This window comes from Kitasatospora sp. NRRL B-11411, from assembly GCF_000721345.1.
GTDB lineage: Bacteria > Actinomycetota > Actinomycetes > Streptomycetales > Streptomycetaceae > Kitasatospora > Kitasatospora cineracea.
Genome location: NZ_JOGH01000038.1, coordinates 20,519 through 38,589 on the forward strand (window position 1 = coordinate 20,519; position 18,071 = coordinate 38,589).

Sequence of the window (18,071 nt, forward strand, 5' to 3'; positions counted from 1 at the left end):
GATGTACCTGGCCACCACCGGCCGCCGACCGGACGCGCCGTCCCGCCCCCGCACCGGGGCGGGGCGGCGGGTCCCCGGCACCGTCCTCGCGCTCGGGGCGGTCAGCCTGGTCACCGACGTCTCCTCGGAGATGGTCACCGCCGTGCTGCCGCTCTACCTGGTGCTCGGCCTCGGCCTGTCACCCCTCCAGTTCGGCTTCCTCGACGGCCTGTTCAACGGCGCCACCGCACTGGTCCGGCTGCTCGGCGGACGGCTCGCCGACCGCGGCGGCGGCCGGCACAAGGCCGTCGCCGGGGCCGGCTACCTGCTCTCCGCGCTCTCCCGGCTCGGCCTGCTGCTGGCCGGCGGCGCCGCCACCGGCATCGCCGCCGCGCTCGCCGCCGACCGGCTCGGCAAGGGCGTGCGCACCGCGCCCCGGGACGCGCTGATCTCGCTCAGCACGCCGCCCGCCGACCTCGGCCGCGCCTTCGGCGTGCACCGCGCCATGGACACCACCGGCGCCCTGCTCGGCCCGCTGGCCGCCTTCGCCGTGCTCTGGGCCGCCGCCGACGCGTACGACGCCGTCTTCGCGGTCTCCTTCGCCACCGGGCTGCTCGGCGTGCTGGTGCTGGTGCTGTTCGTCCGCGACGGCGCCGGTGCCGGTACCCCGGCCGGGCCCGCAGCCCGGGCCGACCGGCCGACGGTCCGTCAACTGCTGCGCGAGCCCGCGCTGCGGCGGATCACCGGCGCGGCCGCGCTGCTCGGCGCCGCCACCGTCGGCGACTCCTTCCTCTACCTGCTGCTGCAGCGCGTCCTCGGCCTGCCGCCCGAGGTCTTCCCGCTGCTGCCGCTCGGCTCCGCCGCCTGCTACCTGCTGCTGGCCGTCCCCGCCGGACGGCTCGCCGACCGCACCGGGCGGCGCGCGCCGTTCCTCGCCGGGCACCTCGCCCTGCTGGCCGGCTACCTGCTGCTGCTCGTCCCGGCCGGCTGGGCCACCCTCGCCCTGGTGCTCGTCCTGCTCGGCGTCTTCTACGCCGCCACCGACGGCGTCCTGATGGCACTGGCCGGACCCGTCCTGCCCGCCGCCGGCCGGGCCGGCGCACTCGCCGTCGTCCAGACCGGCCAGGCCCTGGCCCGGCTGGTCGGCGCCGCCGGCTTCGGCGCGGCCTGGACCTGGTGGGGCACCCGCCCCGCCCTGGCCGCCGCCGCCCTCACCCTGGCCGCCGCCCTGCTCGCGGCCCGCCGCGTCCTGCCCGAAGGGAAGGTTTCATGACCACGGTCGACAGGCCCGGAGCGAAGGCGGAGGACCGGGTGGCGGAGGACGGGGTGCCGGAGGACGAGGCGGCGGGGTGGCGGTTCCCGGTGTGGCGGTCGGTGGTGCTGGGGGTCGCCCTGCTCGCGCTGCTCGGCGGTTCGCTCGGGTACGTGCTGCACGCCCGCGAGCGCGGCGGGGCGCGCCGGGACGTGGCGGCCGACGCCTCGTTCGCCCTCGACCGGCCCGGGCTCTACTACCGGGACGCCGCCAGCGGGCGGGTGGCCCGGGAGGGCGGGCCGGTCGGCGGGCCGTCCTGCGAGCGCTTCTACGCCGGGGGCGAGCGCGCGCTGTGCCTGCGGGCGCTGCCCGGCACCCCGGTCCGCACCGAAGCCGTCGTCTACGACCGGGAGTTCACCCGGCTGCAGAGCGTCGTCGTGCCCGGCGTCCCGAACCGGGCCCGGGTCTCCGCCTCCGGCAACCTGCTCTCCTGGACGGCCTTCGCCGTCGGCGACTCCTACGCCGTCAGCGGCTTCTCCACCCGCACCTCCGTCCTGGACCTGCGCTCCGGCTACCTGATCAAGTCGATCGAGGACATCCCGCTGACCGTGGACGGCGTCCGCTACCACGCCGCGGACGTCAACTACTGGGGCGTCGGTTTCGCCGCCGACGACAACCGGTTCTACGCCACGGTCTCCACCCGCGGCCGCACCCACCTGGTCGAGGGCGACCTCGCGGGCTGGTCCGCCCGCACCCTGCGGGAGAACGTCGAGTGCCCGTCGCTCTCCCCGGACGGCACCCGGCTCGCCTTCAAGAAGAAGGTCTCCGACGACCCGGCCGCCCCGTGGCGGCTGTACGTCCTCGACCTCGCCGACCTGCGCGAGCACCCGCTCGCCGAGACCCGCAGCGTCGACGACCAGGCCGCCTGGCTGGACGGCGACACCCTCGGCTACGCCCTCCCCGCGGGCAGCGGCCGCGGCAGCGACCTCTGGACCGTCCCCGCCGACGGCACCGGCTCCCCCGCCCTGCGCGTCCCCGGCGCCTCCTCGCCGGTCGCCGTGCGGACCTAGCCCTGGGCCTGGCTCGCGGTGACTGGGAGCAGGGTGCCGCCGGTGAGGCGCAGGAGTTCGTCGGCGGTGGTCGGGAAGACCGTGTGCGGGGTGCCGGCGGCGGCCCAGACGCGGGGGTAGTCGGTGAGGGCGAGGTCGACGACGGTCGGCAGCGGGCGCGGGTGGCCGGTGGGGGCGACGCCGCCGATGGCCTGGCCGGTGGCCTCGCGGACCTGCTCGGGGGTGGCCCGGCGGAGCGGGCCGCGGCCCCAGCGGGCGGCGAGGGCGGCGGTGTCGACCCGGTGGCGGCCGCTGGTGAGGACCAGGACGGGCTCGCCGTCGGAGAGGAACACCAGGCTGTTGGCGATCGCGCCGACCTCGCAGCCGAGCGCGGCGGCGGCCTCGGCGGCGGTGCGGGCGGAGTCGGCGAGCAGGTGGACCTCCCCCGGGATCCCGGCGGCGGCGAGGGCGGCCGCGACCTGGGCGCTGCGGGGCGGGAGGGCGGGGGGCGCTGCTGGTTCCACGGGGGCTCCTCGGGGCGTTCGCGTTTCCTGGTCGGGCGGGCAGGCGCGGGCGTTCCATATACGGAACGTTCCGCGTGTGGAACGATAGACCGCGTGCGAGCAACGGATCAACCGATTTCGGCGAGCGCCGGGCTCTCCGCGGGGATAGGGCTGCGGCTGCGCGAGCTGCGCGCGGCCCGCGGGCTCTCCCTCTCCGAGCTGGCCCGCCGCTCGGGCGTCGGCAAGGCCACCCTCTCGGGGCTGGAGGCGGGCACCCGCAACCCGACCCTGGAGACGCTGTACGCGCTGACCACCGCGCTCGGCCTGCCGCTGAGCGCCGCGCTGCCCGCGCCCGAGCCGCCCGCCGGGGAGGCGGCCGAGGAGGCGGCGGTGTCGGGGCGGGTGCTGGACGCCGTGCTGCTGGAGCGGTTCGAGGACGCGGCGGCGGTGTCGGAGACGTACCGGATCCGGATCCGGCCGGGCGGGGTGCAGCGTTCCGCGGCGCACCCGCCGGGCACCGTGGAGCACCTGGTGGTCCTGGCGGGCACCGCGCTGGTGGGCGCCGGGGCGGAACTGGTCGAGGTCGGTCCGGGCGGGCACCACACCTGGGCGGCGGACGTCCCGCACCGGTACCGGGCGGCGGCCCGGCAGGAGGTGGCGGCGGTGCTGGTGGTGCGTCACCCGCACCGGTGGCCGCACGAGAGTTGATCATGGTCGGGGTGGCGTGCCATCCTCGGCGGTCGAGGTCGGGGCCGACCGGGGCCGACCGGAGCGGATGAGGCAACGGGTGGGGGAGCGGGTGGCGGGCTGGGAGCCGCGGACGGTGGTCCGCGAGGGTGTGGAGCTGCACTGCCGGGACTGGGCGGGCGGGCCGGGAGCGCGGCCGGTGCTGCTGCTGCACGGGCTGGCGGGGCACGCGGGCGAGTGGGACGCGCTGGCCGGGGCGCTGGCGCCCCGGCACCGGGTGGTGGCGTTCGACCAGCGCGGGCACGGGCGTTCCACCCGCCGCCCGGCGGACGTCGGCCGGGCCGCGTACGTCGCCGACGCGCTCGCCGTCGCGGACCGGCTCGGGCTGGAGCGGCCGCTGCTGGTCGGGCAGTCGCTCGGCGGGCACACCGCGCTGCTGGCCGCCGCCGCGCACCCGGGCCGGTTCGGCGGCCTGGTGCTGGTGGAGGCCGCCGCCGGGCGGAACGCGGACGTGCCCGAGCAGATCGGCGGGATGCTGCGCGGCTGGCCGCTGCCCTTCCCGGACCGGGCCGCGGCGGTCGCCTTCTTCGGCGGCGGGCCGGTCGGTGCGGCCTGGGCGGACGGCCTGGAGCGGCGCCCGGACGGCTGGTGGCCGCGCTTCGACCCCGAGGTGCTGGTCGACTCGCTGGCCGGGATCGCCGCCCGCGACCACTGGGCCGACTGGGCCGCGCTGACCTGCCCGACCCTGCTGGTGCTCGGCCAGGGCGGCATCATCCCGCCCGCCGAGGCGGACCGGATGCTGGCCCTGCGGCCGGAGGTCCGCGCGGTCAGCGTGCGGGGCGCGGGCCATGACGTGCACCTGGAGCAGCCGGCCGAACTGCTGCGCCTGGTGGGCGAGTTCCTGCGCGAGCCGCACTCCCCCTGATTCCACTCTGCGGCAAACCGGCGCGCAGAACAAGACTGCAATTTTCCCGGACGAACCCGGACACTCTTCTCCGGGGCGGCAGCCGCTGCCGCACCCGAACGGGAGGAAGCGATGACGGACGTCCGGGATCCGTACGGGACGCTGCGCCGGGCACTGTGGATCGGCGGCGCGCAGTGGGCGGGCAAGAGCACGGTGGCGCAACTGGTGGGCGAGGCGCACGGGCTGACGGTGTACCACTACGACTGGCACGACGCCCGCGGGCACCAGGACCGCCGGGTCGCCCGGCGGGTCGCGGCGGGGGTGGCGGTGGCGGATCCGGCGCCCGACCTGGTCTGGTCGGCGCGCGAGCCGGAGGAGATGGCGGCCGAGGTGCTGGCCGGGTTCCCGGACCGGTTCGGGTGGGTGCGGGACGACCTGGGCGGGCTGTTCTCGGTCCGGCCGGTGCTGGCCGAGGGGTGGGGGCTGCGGCCGGAGCTGGTCGCGCCGCTGCTCGACACGCCCCGGCGGATGGTCGTCCTGGTCCCCACCGAGGAGTTCCGGCAGCACCAGCTCCGCACCCTGCCGCGGGCCGGGGCGGTCGGCGCCCGGGTGTCGGACCCGGCCCGCGCGCAGGCCAACCGGGTGGCCCGGGACCGGCTGGTGGCCGAGGACGCCGTGCGCGGCGCCCGCCGGCTGGGCGTCCGGGTCATCGAGGTGGACGGCACCCGCGACGCCCCGGCGGTGGCCGCGCTGGTGGCCGAGCAGTTCGCCCCGTGGCTGGCCGCCTGAGCGGGCCGCGCGGCGGCGGACGGCACAGCGGGGCGGGCCGCCGGGAGATGCCCCTCCTGGCGGCCCGCCCCGGGCCTGCGGGGTGACGGTGCGTCAGCGAACGGCGCGCCCGTCAGTGACGGTTCGTCAGCGCACGGCGTACGCGTCGGTGACGGTGCGTCAGCGCACGGCGTACGCGTCGGTGACGGTCTGGGTCACGGTGGCGCCGTCGGCCGCGGTCAGGGTGGTGCGCAGGGTGACGGTCTTCCCGGTGGCGCCGGTGTGGTCGAGGGTGGCGGTGCGGTCGGGGCCGACGGGGGCGTCGGTCCAGGTGGTGCCGCCGTCGTAGGAGTAGGAGAGCCGGGTGCCGGTCAGCGGGGCGGGGGTGTAGCCGTGCTGGCCGGTGGCGGTGAGGGTGATCCGGACCGGGGCGGCGGGGGCGGTGTTGTCGCCGTCCAGGTCGAGCCGGTAGTCGGGGAGGAGCAGCGGCAGGGACTGCGAGTAGGCGGCGGGGTCGCCGGCCGAGCGGAAGCCGAACTCGGTGCGGACGGCGGTGGAGCGCTGCCACAGGTCGCGGTGGTAGAACCGCTGCTGTTCGAGGACCAGGGTGTAGTCGCGGGCTTCGGCCGGGATCTCCCAGACGTTGGAGGGGCCGAACCAGGAGCGGCCGAGCGATTGGCCGCCGCTGAACAGTTCGACGGCGGCGCCGTCGCCGAAGTAGGCCATCGAGCCGGTGTGGTCGGTGTTTCCGTCGCCCCACAGCGAGCGGCTGAAGTCGACGCCGATCAGGTCGGCCTGGCGTTCGCCGATCAGCAGCGGGGAGCCGTCGGTGTCGCGTCCGGCGGTGGGGCGCAGCACGCCGCGGTACCACTGTTCGGTGCGCTGCTGTCCGGCCTGGTAGCGGCGCGGCAGGTCCTGCATGAACTCGTTGAACGGCCAGCTGCTCTGGGCGTCGTGCAGCCAGGTGGTGTCGTCGGCGGTGTAGCGGGCGGTGCGGACGGACGGGGCGGCGACCAGGCCCTGGGCGACGGCCTGGGCCGCGTACGGGTTCCAGGGGCGTTCGACGCTGGTGTAGTCGGTCATCCGGACGGGGGTGCCGAGGGCGTGCCAGTCCTCGGTGACGGTGGCGAGGTCGCGGTCGCGGACGGTGTGGTCCTGCTTACCCGCGATGGAGCCGGTGTCGTGGAAGGCCAGGTTGTAGACGTCGGGGCTGTCGGGGGTGGAGGTCCAGGTGAGGGTGGTGGTGCCGGTGCCGAGGGCGGTCTTGAGGGCGGCGGCCTGGTCGGCGGTGATCGGCAGGACGGGGACGTCGAGGCTGATGTCGTTCTTGGCGAAGACGCCGGGGGTCGGGCGGTAGGTCAGGACGCCGACCGCGCCGGCCTTCTTCGCGTCGGCGGAGACGGTGCGCTGGGAGGTGCCGTCGTCGGGGACGAGGGCGAGCCGGCCCTTGAGGTCGGCGCCGGCCAGGTCGGCGGGGGCGGCGACGGCGGTCAGGGCGGCGCTGCCGGTGGCGGGCAGGTGGGCCTCGTCGGCGTACTGGGCGTAGTGCGGCTCCAGGGTGAGTCCGGCGCCGCGCAGCACCACCTCGGGGGCGGCCAGGCGCAGGTAGCTGCCGAACTCGAAGCCGCCGGTGCGGGCCTTGCCGGAGCCCCAGGCGGAGAGTTCGACGGGCAGCAGGCCGGTGCGCACGCCGGTGGAGTCGACCCACTTGTCGCCCCACCAGCGGCCGAGTTCGAGCACCGCGTTGCGGACCCGGGTGTCCCGGTCGGCCTTGACCTCGATCTTGTCGGCCTTGCGGGCGTCGAGGGTGAGGACGGTGTCCTCGTCCAGCCGGAGTTCGGGCATGGCGAGCGCGGTGACGCCCTTGGGCGAGGCTTCGCCGGTGGTGTCGCGCCGGTCGGGGGTGACCACGTAGCCGCTGAGCGAGTAGCTGCCGGGGCGCAGCCGGTAGACGATCTCGCCGTTGGCGTCGGGGGCCTGGCGGGTGCCGGTGGCCTGGCCGAGGTCGACCATGGTGATGCTGCTGCCGGCGTCGGGGGCGGCGGGCTTGCCGTCGCGGTCGATCAGTTTGACCCGGACGGCGAAGGTGTCGGGTTCGACGTAGGCGTTGAACGGGGTGGAGACGGTGCTGCCGTCCGCGGCGGTGGCCAGCACCCGGCCGGTGAGGTCGCCGTACTGGCCGCCGGCCAGCTTGGCGGTCGGGTCGAGGGTCAGCGGCACTTCGACGGTGGCGCCGGCGGGGACGGTGACCCGGTCGGTGCCGAGCTTGACGGCCTTGGCCCTGACCGGGGAGTCGTCGTCGCCGTCGGTGCGCTGGACGGCGAGCTTGAGCGTGACGGGCCGGTCGCCGGTGTTGGTGTACGGGAGTTGGACGGTGCGGGTGTCGGACTTCTGCTGGGGGTGGGCGAAGTCGCCGAAGCCGACGGCGGGGGCGCCGAGCACGCGCTGGGTGGTGGCGGCGTCGGCGCGCAGCCGGCCCGCGCCGACCTGCTGGACGTCGCCGGGGACGGTGGCGAGCGCGGCGGAGACCAGGGCGGCCTTGATCCGGGCGGCGTCCCAGTCGGGGTGGCGCTGCTTGACCAGGGCGGCGGTGCCGGCGACCAGCGGGGTGGCCATCGAGGTGCCGGACATCGCGGTGTAGGCGTACACGCCGCGGCCGCCGGTGGCGGCGCCCTTGACGTCGACGCCGGGGGCGGCGATCTCGGGCTTGAGGGTGTGGGTGCCGGTGACCGAGCCGTGGCTGGAGAAGTTCGCGGTGGCGTCCTTGCCGTCGACGGCGCCGACGGTGAGCACGGCGGGCGCGCAGCCCGGGGAGCTGACGGACTGGTAGCGGCCGAGGTTTCCGGCGGCGACCACGAACAGCGCCCTGGACTGCTGGGCGATCTTCTGGGCGGCCACCGACATCGGGTCGGTGCAGTCACTGGGCTCCTGGCTGCCCAGCGACATCGAGACGACGTCGGCGCCGGAGTCGGCGGCCCACTGCATGCCGGCGATGATCTGCGAGTCGGTGCCGGAGCCGCCGTCGTCGAGGACCTTGCCGACCAGCAGCCGGGCCCGGTCGGCGACGCCGCGCTCCTTGCCGCCGGAGGCGGCGCCGGTGCCGGCGATCTCGGAGGCGACGAAGGTGCCGTGGCCGACGGCGTCGTGCACGTCCTCGTCGGGCGTCTCGGCGGTGAAGTTGCGGCGGGCGTCGACCTGTCCGGCCAGGTCGGGGTGCTGGTCGTCGATGCCGGTGTCCAGGACAGCGACCTTGACGCCGTCGCCGCCGAGGCCGGCCGCCCAGGCGGCGGGGGCGCCGATCTGCCGGGTCTCGGCGTCGTTCGCGGTCTTGACCTTGCGGTCCAGCCAGAGCTTGGCCAGGCCGTCGCGGCCCTTGCCGTCCGGGCCGACGAGCTGGTCCCAGGTGCGGGCGGCGGTGTCCTTGGCGGGGGCGAAGGCGACGCCGTCGACGGCCTTGAGCTGCTTGGTCCCGGCGGCGCGGGCGCGCAGTTGCGGGCTGGCGTCGGCGGCCCGGGCGTCCCGGTAGACGGCGATCAGCGGGAGGGTCCCGGTGCCCTGGTCGTCGTAGCCCTGGCGCAGCAGCGAGCTGACGTTGAACAGGGAGCGGTCGACGGTGCCGGCGGCGAGGGCGGCGGAGGCGCGCTGCGGGAGGACGTACTGGTCGCCGTTCTCCTGCTGGGTGAAGGTGAGCGGGACGTTGCCGTGCTCGTCGGGCAGGACGGTGACACTGGTGCGGCCGTCGGCGGTGGTGGCGACCTGCACCCGGTCGCCGGTGACCAGGGTGACGGTGCGCGGGGCGGTGGGCTGACGGCCGGTCAGGGTGCTCGCGGGGGCTGCCGGTCCGGTGGGGGCGGCGGCCGGGGCGGCCGCCGGGGTGGCCGCGTACGCCTGGCCGGTGGTGCTGAGCGCGCCGGTGGCGAGGATGCCCGCCACCGTCAGTGCCATCGCGCCGCGTATGCGCGCAGGCAGTGTCATGAACGCCTCCAGGAGTCGGTTTATGGCCGGTGAGCCTGGCAGAAAACCCGGCTGACCGGTCATGATGTGCGCTGGCGGATCACCGCCCGGCGGCAACCCGCCACCGGGTGCGTCCGGTGCGAACCGACGGTGCGGGACGGGCCCCTGACGGGGGTTCGGGCCCGGCCGGCGGGGCACCGCGGGCACCGGGAGGGGCGGTGGGGGGGGCGCGGCCGGGCAGGGGTGGTTCTCGGTACGGCGAACGGAGTGCGGGTGCTGGCGGCGATAGGTCTGGACGAGCACGCCGAGCGGGTCTACACCCACCTGGTGGCCCACGGCCCGGCGACCCGGGCCGAACTGGCCGCCCGCTGCGGCCCGCTGCCCACCGGCGCGCTCGAACTCCTCCAGGCCAGCGGCCTGGTCGCCCCCGACGCCGACCGGCGCTTCACCGCCGCTCCCCCGGCCGTCGCCCTGGAGGCGCTGCTCACCGGGCAGCGACACGCCCTCCAGGAGGCCGAGTTGACCGCCTCCCAGCTCACCGAGGCGTACCGCAGCGCGGCCGCCGGGAACGACCGGGCCCACCGGGACCTGATCGAGGTGGTGGCCGGGCGGGCCGCGATCAGCCACCGGGTCACCCAGCTCCAGGCGGGCGCGGAGCGCGAACTGCTGGCCCTGGTGACCGGGCGCCACCAGGTGGTGGCCGCCGACGAGACCGGCGCGGAGACCGCGGCGGTGGCCCGCGGCGTCACCTACCGGGTGGTGCTGGAGCGCCGCTCGCTGGACGAACCCGGCGCGGCCCGGCCGCTGTTCGAGGCGCTGGACCGGCAGCAGCAGGTCCGGGTGGTGGAGAACGTGCCGACCAAGCTGATCGTCGCGGACCGCTCGCTGGCCCTCGTCCCGCTCACCGCCTCCACCACCGACCCGGTGGCGCTGGTGATCCGGGCCCCCGCCCTGGTCACCGTCCTCACCGTGCTGTTCGAACAGACCTGGGAGTGGGCGCACCCGCTCGGCCGCACCGGCCCCGACCTGGCCGTCGGCCCCGTCCCGGCCGGGGAGCCCGACGAGACCGACCGGCGCATCCTCGCCCTGCTGCTCTCCGGCGCCACCGACCCGGCCGTCGCCAAGCAGCTCAGCCTCGGACTGCGCACCGTGCAGCGCCGGATCAGCCGGTTGATGTCACTGGCCCGCGCCGACACCCGGATCCAACTCGGCTGGCAGGCGCACCGGCGGGGCTGGGCGGACTGAACGGGCGGACGGGCGGACGGGGTTGCGGGCACGGTTCGGGGGCGCGGCTACGGCCCGGGGGCGGGCCCCGGTTCAGGGGCGGGTGAGCAGCAGGGTGGCCTGCGGGAAGCGCTCGCCGGGGCCGGGGGCGCGCCGGGTGCGGGCGGTCTCGGTGAAGCCGGCCGCGCGGAACAGCCCGGCCAGGGTGTCCACCGGCCAGCGGTGGGCGGTGGACACCTTGTGGTCGAACGGGACGGGCAGGTCGCGGTCGCCGAGCTCCGGGTCGGCGGCGAAGAACCCGGTCAGCAGCAGCCCGCCCGGGGCCAGCACCCGGTGCAACTCGGCCAGCACGGACGGGAGTTCGGCGGGCGGGAGGTGGATCAGCGAGTAGCGGGCGAGCACCGCGCCGAGGCTGCCGTCGGCGAGCGGGAGCGCGCGCAGCGAGCCACGCAGGAACGGCCGGCCGGGGTGCGCCAGCCGGGCCTGCGCCAGCATCCCGGCCGACAGGTCCAGCCCGAACGCGCGCACGCCCAGGCCGGCCAGCAGCTCCGTCGCCTCCCCCGGCCCGCAGCCGAGGTCGCCCACCGGCAGCCCGCGCCCGGCCACCGCGGGCGCCTCGACCAGCCGCCGGATCTGCGTCAACTCGACGTCCTGGGTGGCGAGTTCGCCCCGGAACAGGTTGGCGTACAGCTCCGCCACCCCGTCGTACGCCAGTCCGACCCCGTGGTCCGTCCCCATCCCGCGCCTCCCGCTGTCCGTTGCCTGCTGCCTGCTGCCTGCTGTCCGTCGCCCGCTGCCCGGTCCCGTCCGGCGGCCGGTGTCGTCCGGCGCCGGGGAAGCGCTCAGCCTAGCCGGGGCCGGGGTTCCGGGCGGGGCGGTGGACCGGGGCGGTAAATGCGTTGCGGGCGGGCCGGGTGGGGTGCCTAGACTCCGGGCATGGCCGTCGTTGCGAACTCTCGCCGATTTACCGGCCCCCCGGCTCCCGATGGGTGCCGCAGGGGGCGGGTTCCGTCGCGCCGGTAGCGAGGCTCCGGCGGAGCGGGTCGGCCCCCGGTGGCGGGTCGTGCCCAGGGGCCGGGGGGTGTGGTGTTCCCCCCTCGTTGCCCTCTTCCGACCAGGCCCGGAGGCCGCCATGTCCACCACCCCTGACCGCACTGCCGCTCCCGACCGCACCGCCACCCGCGGCTCCGTCCGCCACCTGTCCGCGGAGCAGCTCGCCCGCGACCTCGCCGTCCGCGACCTGACCGACCCGGCCGCCGGGCCGCACGCCCTGCAACTGCTGGTCGACCGCGCGGCGCGGGCGCTGGCCGGGCGCTGGGGGTGCGAGGTGCTGGTGCACCGGGGCGAGCGGGCGGTGACCGTCGCCGACAACTACGACCACCTCAACTACCGTGCCGACGACATCACCCGGGACGCCCGCTACACCCGGTACGTCGACGACCGGCGGATGCTGCGCAGCCACTCCAGCGCGCTGGTCCCGGGCGCGCTGCGGGCGCTCGCCGCGCGGGCCGCGGCCGGTGCCGCGCCGGAGTCGGTGCTGCTGGTCTGCCCCGGCCTGGTCTACCGGCGCGACAGCATCGACCGGCTGCACAGCGGCACCCCGCACCAGCTGGACCTGTGGTACCTGACCCGCCGTCCGCTCCCGGCCGGGCCGGACGACCTGACCGGGATGATCGCCGCGCTGGCCGGGGCGCTGCTGCCGGGGGCGGCGTACCGCACCGAGGAGCGGGTCCACCCGTACACCCTGGCGGGGCGTCAGCTGGACGTCGCGGCGGGCGGGAACGGCGAGGGGGACGCCGGCGGGAACGGCGGCGGGAACGGCGGCGGGAACGGCGGCGCGGACGAGGAGGAGTGGGTGGAGGTCGCCGAGTGCGGGCTGGCCCACCCGCGGGTGCTGGCCGGGGCCGGGCTGGGGCCGGAGTGGAGCGGGCTGGCCCTCGGCCTGGGCCTGGACCGGGTGCTGATGCTGCGCAAGGGCATTCCCGACATCCGCCTGCTGCGCTCCGCCGACCCGGCCGTCGCCGCCCAGCTCACCGACCTCGCCCCGTACCGGCCGGTCTCCGCGCTGCCCGCGGTCCGCCGCGACCTGTCCGTCGCGGTGGACGGCGCCGACCTCGCCGAGGACCTCGGCGACCGCGTCCGGGACGCGCTCGGCGCGGACGCCGACCGGGTGGAGACGGTCGAGGTCCTCGCCGCCACCCCCTGCCGCGACCTGCCCCCGCAGGCCCTGGCCCGCCTCGGCGCCCGCCCCGACCAGCACAACCTGCTGCTCAAGGTCGTCCTGCGCGACCTGCACCGCACCCTCACCGACGCCGAGGCCAACGCCCTGCGCGACCGCGTCTACGCGGCCCTGCACCAGGGCACCGCGCACCAGTGGGCGACGACTCCGACGGCTCCGACGACGACAGCAGCGACGGCGACGGCGGCCGGTCAGCCGCGGTAGGGCGGGGTGAGGCCCCAGTCCCAGCGGGGGACGGGGGCTTCGAGGACGGGCGGCGGGGTGGGGCCGGAGTAGAGGACGGCCATCCGGGTGCCCCACTCGAGGTAGTAGGCGAGGACGGCGCGGAACTCGGGGTCGGCCGGGAGGCCGACCTCGTCCGCGGTGTCCGTCAGGAGGGCGACCCAGCGCCGGCGCCGGGCCTCGTCGATGCCGCGGCCGAGGTGGTGGGTCGCCATCCCGCGGTGGCCGCCGTACCGGGTGCTGTAGGTGCGGGGGCCGCCGAAGACCTCGCCGAGCCAGGCGGCGACGTGGCGGGCGTGGTCGGGGTGCTTGTCGGCGAAGAGCGGGGCGAGCAGCGGGTCGGCGTCGACGTGCTCGTAGAAACGGGTGAACCAGCGTTCCAGGGCTTCGGCGCCGCCGGCCCAGTCGTACAGGGTGGGGTGGGCGCCGCCCCGGCCGGCCACCGCGGTCGGTTCGTAGTGGCGCATCTCCTGGATGTCCGCGACGTACGGCTTGATCTCGGCGAAGAACGCGGCGAAGTGCTCGCCCTTGCGGAAGCCCTCGAGGTGCTCCTCGGTGGAGGTCCAGCGGATCCGCAGGACGTAGTGGTCCGGGGCTTCGGTGCACCGGCTCAGTTCGAAGTCCAGGCACTGCTCGGCTCGGGCCAGCGGCTCGGCGGCGCGGGCGTAGGCTGCTTCGAACGCGGCGGCGCGCGCCCCGTCGATCCGGTAGCGGATGTATTCGACCGTCATGATCGGAACCCAACCGCAGGGCGCGTCCCGGGACAAGAACGCACTTCACGGTAAGTAGCCGAACGGGGGAGCTGAACGGTGGCGGAACCGGCGGGGAGCCAGGTGGGAAAACTGACGGACGGTCAGCGGTACAACTGCGCGGTGGAGTTGTCGCTGAGCGTGATCGGCGGCAAGTGGGCGGTGGTGGTGCTGGCCCACCTGAAGGAGGGGGTGCACCGGTACGGGGCGCTGCGCCGCCGGATCCCCGGGGTCAGCGAGAAGGTGCTGGTCCAGCGGCTGCGCGGGCTGGAGGCGGCGGGCCTGGTCGCCCGGCACTCGGACGGGGCCGTCCCGCCGTCGGTCGAGTACCGGCTGACCGAGGAGGGCGAGAGCCTGGTGCCGGTGCTGGAGGCGCTGTACGCGTGGGGCGTGGGGCGGGCCGAGCGCACCGGTGCGCTGATCGGACCGCCGGGCGGGAGCCCGTCCGAGGGATGAGCGCACCCGCGCTGCGGGCCGATGATCGGATCATCGGCCCGCAGCGGTGGAGCTGGACGGATGTGCGGTCGCATAGCCCGGCGCCCGGAGGGAATCCAGCCGTTGACCGCACCTGCCGGCGGCGGCCCGCTCCGCCGCCGGGCGCACCGAGGAGGGGAACCGTGGCACCGCAGAAAGCTCCGTCCGGGAAGCCGACCGGCATGGGCGGCGCGCCCCCGCCACCGCCCGGCCCGGCCAACCCGCCGCCCCCGCACGGGAAGTGACGCCGCGCCCGCCACTCCCCCGGCGTCCCGTCCCGTGGCGTCCCGTCCCGTGGCGTCCCGTCCCGTGGCGTCACGTCCCGTAGCGGGCGACGCGCTCCTGGAGGGCGGCCTTGGCCTGCGGCCACTCGTCGTCGACGATCGAGAAGACCGCGGCGTCCCGCGGCCTGCCGTCCTCCCCGGGCGCCCAGGAGCGTCCCGACTTGCGCAGCACGCCCTCGAAGCGGGCGCCGACCGCGGCGATCGCGGCCCGGGAGCGCGCGTTGCGGGCATCGGTCTTGAGGTCGACCCGGCTGACCCGCCACTGCTCGAAGGCGTGCTGGAACAGCAGCAGCTTGGCCTCGGCGTTGATCCCGGTGCCCTGCGCGGAGGCGGCGAGCCAGGTGAAGCCGATCTCGACGGCGTACAGCACGCCGGTGTCCGGCAGGGTCCGCGGGTCCCAGAACGCGGTGGCGCCGACGACCCGGCCGGTGGCCCGCGAGACCTGCGCGTACGGGGCGAGCCGACCGGCGGCGGCCCGCCCCTGCTGGGTGGCGACGTACTCGGCGGCGCTCTCCTCCGTGCTCGGCACCCAGGTGAACCCGTAGCTGTCCCGGCTCTCCGCCGCCGCCCGCGCCAGTCCCGCGGCGTGCCGCTGCTCCAGCGGCTCCAGCCGGACCAGCCGCCCCTCCAGCACCGGGCCCTGCAGTCGGTACGCCATGCCTGCTCCGTTCTCCGTCCGGGTGCGCGGGATCGCTCCCGGCAGCAGCGAACCGGCTGGGCCGACGGGTCGTCAACGGGGTTTCGAGGGGCGGAATCCGGCCGCGCCGGGCACAGCTCCGCCAACCCGCCCGGGTCCGCGCCCGGCGCGCCGTCGTCCGTACCCGTCCCGCCCGGCCGTAGCTTCGACCCGGCAAGCCCCCTCGCACCCCTGGAGTTCCGGACATGGCAGCACCCGGCCGCGCCCTCTTCGTCGTCTCCGCCGCCGACCACTGGACGCTGCGCGACGGTACCCGGCACCCGTCCGGCTACTGGGGCGAGGAACTCGCCGTCCCGCACCGGGAGTTCACCGCGGCGGGCTGGCAGGTCACGCTGGCCACGCCGGGCGGACGGCCGCCGACGCTGGACCGGCTCAGCATGTCCCGCACCGCCGGGCTGCCCCGCACGCTGCGCGAGGTCTCCGCGTACCTCGGCTCGATCCGGGCCGAGCTGGCCCGCCCGGTCGCGCTGGACGCCGTCGACCCGGACGACTTCGGCACCGTCTTCTACCCCGGCGGCCACGGCCCGATGGAGGACCTCGCGCAGGACCCGGTCTCCGGCGCGCTGCTGACCCGGGTGCTGCGCTCCGGCCGCCCGCTCGGGCTGCTCTGCCACGCCCCGGCCGCGCTGCTGGCCGCCCGCGACGAGGGCGGGTCCTGGCCGTTCACCGGCTACCGGATGACCGCGCTGTCCAACACCGAGGAGAAGCTGAACAGTTTCGGCCGCAAGGCCGCCTGGCTGCTGGAGGACCGGCTGCGTGCCGAGGGCGCCCACTACGTCAAGGGCCGCCTGCCGCTGCTGCCGTTCACCACCGCCGACCGCAACCTGCACACCGGCCAGAACCCGGCCTCCTCGGCCCGCCTGGCCACCCAGCTGCTCGCCGCGCTCGCCCGGTAGCCGCGCCGCTCCCCCGGCCGCCGCGTTTCGCCCTGCCCCCGCGTTTCGCCCGGTAGCCGTGTTTCGTCCGGTAGCCGTGTTTCGTCCGGCCGTCGCCGGGCAGCCGTGAGCGGCGGGGCCGCTCCCGTCCCAGGGCGGCCCCGCCGCTCGCGGGGTGTGCGGGTCGAACCGTCAGGACTCGTTGGTCAGTTGGGCGAGGATGGCGAGGAACTCGGCCTCGGCGGCGGCCTTGTCGAGGCCGAGCGAGGTGAGGATGCCGGTGCCCGCCTCGTGTTCGAGGAGGGCGAGCAGCAGGTGCTCGGTGCCGACGTAGTTGTGGCCGAGGCGGAGGGCCTCGCGCATGGTGAGTTCGAGGGCCTTCTTGGCCCCGGCGTCGTAGGGGACGAGTTCGGGGGCGTCATCGACGGCGGGCGGGAGCGCGGCCAGCGCGGCCTCCCGGACGGTGTCGAGCGGGACGCCGCTGGTGACCAGGTAGGCGGCGGCGAGGCCCTCGGGTTCGGCGAGCAGGCCGAGCACCAGGTGCTCGGTGCGGACCTCGTCGTTGTGGGCGTCCTTGGCGGCCTGGTGGGCGGCCATCACCACGTTGCGGGCCCGCGGGGTGAACCGGTTGAAGCCCTGCGCGGTGTCGGTCCCGGTGACCTCGCCGGGGTCCTTGGGGACGAAGCGCTTCTGGGCGGCCTGGCGGGTGACGCCCATGCTGCGGCCGATGTCGGTCCAGGACGCGCCGGAGCGGCGGGCCTGGTCGACGAAGTGGCCGATCAGGTGGTCGGCCACGTCGCCGAGGTGGTCGGCGACCAGGACCGCGTTGGACAGCTGGTCGAGCGCTTCGGGGTACGACTTCTTGATGCCCTCGATCAGGTCGTCGAGCCGGATGGAGGGCTTCGCTCCGGAGGTGTCTGCCATGAGGCAACCTTAGGTTGACAGTCAGGGGGTGTCAACCTTCCGTTGACAGTGCCCGGCGCGGCCGGTTCCTACCCGCCGGTAGGTGGTGTTTCGGCCGAGTTCACCCGCCCGCCGCCCGCTGTCTTGTCCGCGTCACGGCGGCCCGAGTTGACTGCACAACATCGACCGGCCCTCACCCACCGGAGCCTCCATGCCCGCCCTTCGCGCCGCCCGCACCGCCGCCGTACTCGCCGCCGCGGCCGCCCTGCTGACGACCACTCAGGCCACCGCCGCGCACGCCGAGACCGCGCCCGCCACCGTCGCCCCGCTGGACGTGCTCAGCTACAACACCTTCCTGATGAGCACCTCGCTCTACCCGAACTGGGGCCAGGCCCAGCGCGCCCAGGCGATCGCCGGCGCGGACTTCTTCCAGGGCCACGACGTGGTGGTCCTCCAGGAGGCGTTCGACAACACGGTCTCGGACGCGCTGGCGGCGAAGGCGGCCGGCGCCTACCCGTACCGCACGCCGGTGGTGGGCCGCTCCACCTCCGGCTGGGACGCGACGTCCGGCAGCTACAGCAGCACCACCCCGGAGGACGGCGGGGTGCTGCTGCTGAGCAAGTGGCCGATCCTGCGCAAGGAGCAGTACGTGTTCAAGGACGCCTGCGGCTCGGACTGGTGGTCCAACAAGGGGTTCGTCTACGCGCAGATCAACGTGAACGGGCAGCGCACCCACGTGGTGGGCACCCACCTGCAGTCCACCGACTCCGGCTGCGCCAGCGGCCAGGCCGCGGACGTCCGGGGCAGGCAGCTGCGCGCGATGCGGGCCTTCCTGGACGCCAAGCAGATCCCGGCGGACGAGCCGATCGTGCTGGCCGGCGACCTCAACATCGACTCGCACGGCGGCGAGTACCCGGCGCTGCTGGCCAACGGCAACCTCGCCCCGGCCAGCACCCGCACCGGCTGGGCGAACTCCTTCGACACCGTCGACAACTCGATCGCCGCCTACCGCTACCCCGGCGAGCCGAAGGAGGACCTGGACTACGTGCTGTACCGGGCCGACCACGCCCGCCCGCAGCAGTACACCAACACCGTGCACCGCTTCCACTCCGCGCCGTGGACGGTGAGCAGCTGGGGCAGCTCGTACACGTACACCGACCTGTCGGACCACTACCCGCTGCTCGCGGGCTGATCCGGCGCCGGAGTCGGCGGACGCCGCCCGCGGGGTCGTCCCGCGAGCGGCGTCCGCCGGCCCGACCAGGGCACACCTGCCCGGCAAGGGCCCACCGGGCCCGCAAGGGCCTGCCG

At 76.0% G+C, this 18,071-nt stretch carries 16 protein-coding genes; 10 read left to right on the top strand and 6 right to left on the bottom strand.

The genetic code is table 11. The features are described 5' to 3' along the window. The first annotated feature begins 1 nt into the window (after position 1). Positions 2-1,252: an MFS transporter gene (locus tag IH44_RS0118955; RefSeq protein ID WP_030460799.1), complete on the top strand. Its 1,251-nt coding sequence runs from the start codon at positions 2-4 to the stop codon at positions 1,250-1,252. Continuing rightward, a complete protein-coding gene (locus IH44_RS0118960) occupies positions 1,249-2,301 on the top strand; it encodes a hypothetical protein (RefSeq protein WP_232795004.1) in 1,053 nt (350 codons plus the stop codon). The genes IH44_RS0118955 and IH44_RS0118960 overlap by 4 nt, the downstream gene beginning before the upstream one ends. On the opposite strand, the gene IH44_RS0118965 is transcribed toward IH44_RS0118960, so the two are convergent. Continuing rightward, positions 2,298-2,804: a YbaK/EbsC family protein gene (locus IH44_RS0118965; protein ID WP_030460801.1), complete on the bottom strand. Its 507-nt coding sequence runs from the start codon at positions 2,802-2,804 to the stop codon at positions 2,298-2,300. The genes IH44_RS0118960 and IH44_RS0118965 overlap by 4 nt on opposite strands. Positions 2,805-2,897: 93 nt before the next feature. Between IH44_RS0118965 and IH44_RS0118970 the strand changes: the two genes are divergently transcribed. The 3 genes from IH44_RS0118970 to IH44_RS0118980 all read left to right on the top strand — a co-directional run bounded on the left by IH44_RS0118970 (position 2,898) and on the right by IH44_RS0118980 (position 5,163). Then, entirely contained in the window at positions 2,898-3,491 is a 594-nt protein-coding gene (locus IH44_RS0118970; protein WP_232795005.1) for a helix-turn-helix domain-containing protein, read from the top strand. A gap of 79 nt (positions 3,492-3,570) precedes the next feature. Next, positions 3,571-4,395 carry an alpha/beta fold hydrolase gene (locus tag IH44_RS0118975; RefSeq protein ID WP_232795006.1) on the top strand — a complete coding sequence of 275 codons (825 nt, stop codon included), beginning with the start codon at positions 3,571-3,573 and terminating at the stop codon, positions 4,393-4,395. A 111-nt stretch (positions 4,396-4,506) separates the two neighbouring features. Then, positions 4,507-5,163, top strand: coding sequence for a hypothetical protein (locus IH44_RS0118980; protein WP_030460804.1), 657 nt, complete (start codon positions 4,507-4,509; stop codon positions 5,161-5,163). Positions 5,164-5,322: 159 nt separating this feature from the next. Here the strand turns inward: IH44_RS0118980 and IH44_RS49130 are convergent, their stop codons facing one another. After that, complete coding sequence (locus IH44_RS49130) at positions 5,323-9,117, bottom strand: S8 family serine peptidase (protein ID WP_157852387.1); 3,795 nt, start codon at positions 9,115-9,117, stop codon at positions 5,323-5,325. Between the two features lie 252 nt (positions 9,118-9,369). On the opposite strand from IH44_RS49130, the gene IH44_RS0118990 reads away from it, so the two are divergent. Beyond that, positions 9,370-10,341 (top strand): hypothetical protein, encoded by a 972-nt coding sequence (locus tag IH44_RS0118990; protein ID WP_030460806.1) that lies wholly within the window; start codon positions 9,370-9,372, stop codon positions 10,339-10,341. 72 nt (positions 10,342-10,413) lie between these two features. Here the strand turns inward: IH44_RS0118990 and IH44_RS0118995 are convergent, their stop codons facing one another. Continuing rightward, the gene (locus IH44_RS0118995; RefSeq protein ID WP_030460807.1) at positions 10,414-11,058 is read right to left on the bottom strand and encodes a class I SAM-dependent methyltransferase; all 645 of its coding nucleotides are present in this window, start codon (positions 11,056-11,058) and stop codon (positions 10,414-10,416) included. A gap of 394 nt (positions 11,059-11,452) precedes the next feature. Here IH44_RS0118995 and IH44_RS0119000 point away from each other — a divergent pair, with 394 nt between their 5' ends. Then, the gene (locus tag IH44_RS0119000) at positions 11,453-12,763 is read left to right on the top strand and encodes a hypothetical protein (RefSeq protein WP_081966973.1); all 1,311 of its coding nucleotides are present in this window, start codon (positions 11,453-11,455) and stop codon (positions 12,761-12,763) included. Here the strand turns inward: IH44_RS0119000 and IH44_RS0119005 are convergent. Continuing rightward, positions 12,751-13,512 (bottom strand): group II truncated hemoglobin, encoded by a 762-nt coding sequence (locus IH44_RS0119005; RefSeq protein ID WP_030460809.1) that lies wholly within the window; start codon positions 13,510-13,512, stop codon positions 12,751-12,753. The genes IH44_RS0119000 and IH44_RS0119005 overlap by 13 nt on opposite strands. 102 nt (positions 13,513-13,614) lie before the next feature. Between IH44_RS0119005 and IH44_RS0119010 the strand changes: the two genes are divergently transcribed. Beyond that, a complete protein-coding gene (locus tag IH44_RS0119010) occupies positions 13,615-13,986 on the top strand; it encodes a helix-turn-helix domain-containing protein (RefSeq protein ID WP_232795007.1) in 372 nt (123 codons plus the stop codon). 333 nt (positions 13,987-14,319) lie between these two features. Here IH44_RS0119010 and IH44_RS0119015 read toward each other — a convergent pair whose 3' ends face one another. Beyond that, entirely contained in the window at positions 14,320-14,946 is a 627-nt protein-coding gene (locus tag IH44_RS0119015; RefSeq protein ID WP_030460811.1) for a GNAT family N-acetyltransferase, read from the bottom strand. A gap of 224 nt (positions 14,947-15,170) precedes the next feature. Here IH44_RS0119015 and IH44_RS0119020 point away from each other — a divergent pair, with 224 nt between their 5' ends. Next, on the top strand, positions 15,171-15,881 hold the full coding sequence (locus tag IH44_RS0119020) for a type 1 glutamine amidotransferase domain-containing protein (protein ID WP_030460812.1): 711 nt from the start codon (positions 15,171-15,173) through the stop codon (positions 15,879-15,881). Between the two features lie 171 nt (positions 15,882-16,052). On the opposite strand, the gene IH44_RS0119025 is transcribed toward IH44_RS0119020, so the two are convergent. Then, positions 16,053-16,784: a Clp protease N-terminal domain-containing protein gene (locus tag IH44_RS0119025; protein ID WP_030460813.1), complete on the bottom strand. Its 732-nt coding sequence runs from the start codon at positions 16,782-16,784 to the stop codon at positions 16,053-16,055. Between the two features lie 190 nt (positions 16,785-16,974). Here IH44_RS0119025 and sph point away from each other — a divergent pair, with 190 nt between their 5' ends. Beyond that, positions 16,975-17,955, top strand: coding sequence for a sphingomyelin phosphodiesterase (gene sph / locus IH44_RS0119030; RefSeq protein ID WP_030460814.1), 981 nt, complete (start codon positions 16,975-16,977; stop codon positions 17,953-17,955). The last annotated feature ends 116 nt before the right edge of the window (positions 17,956-18,071 follow it).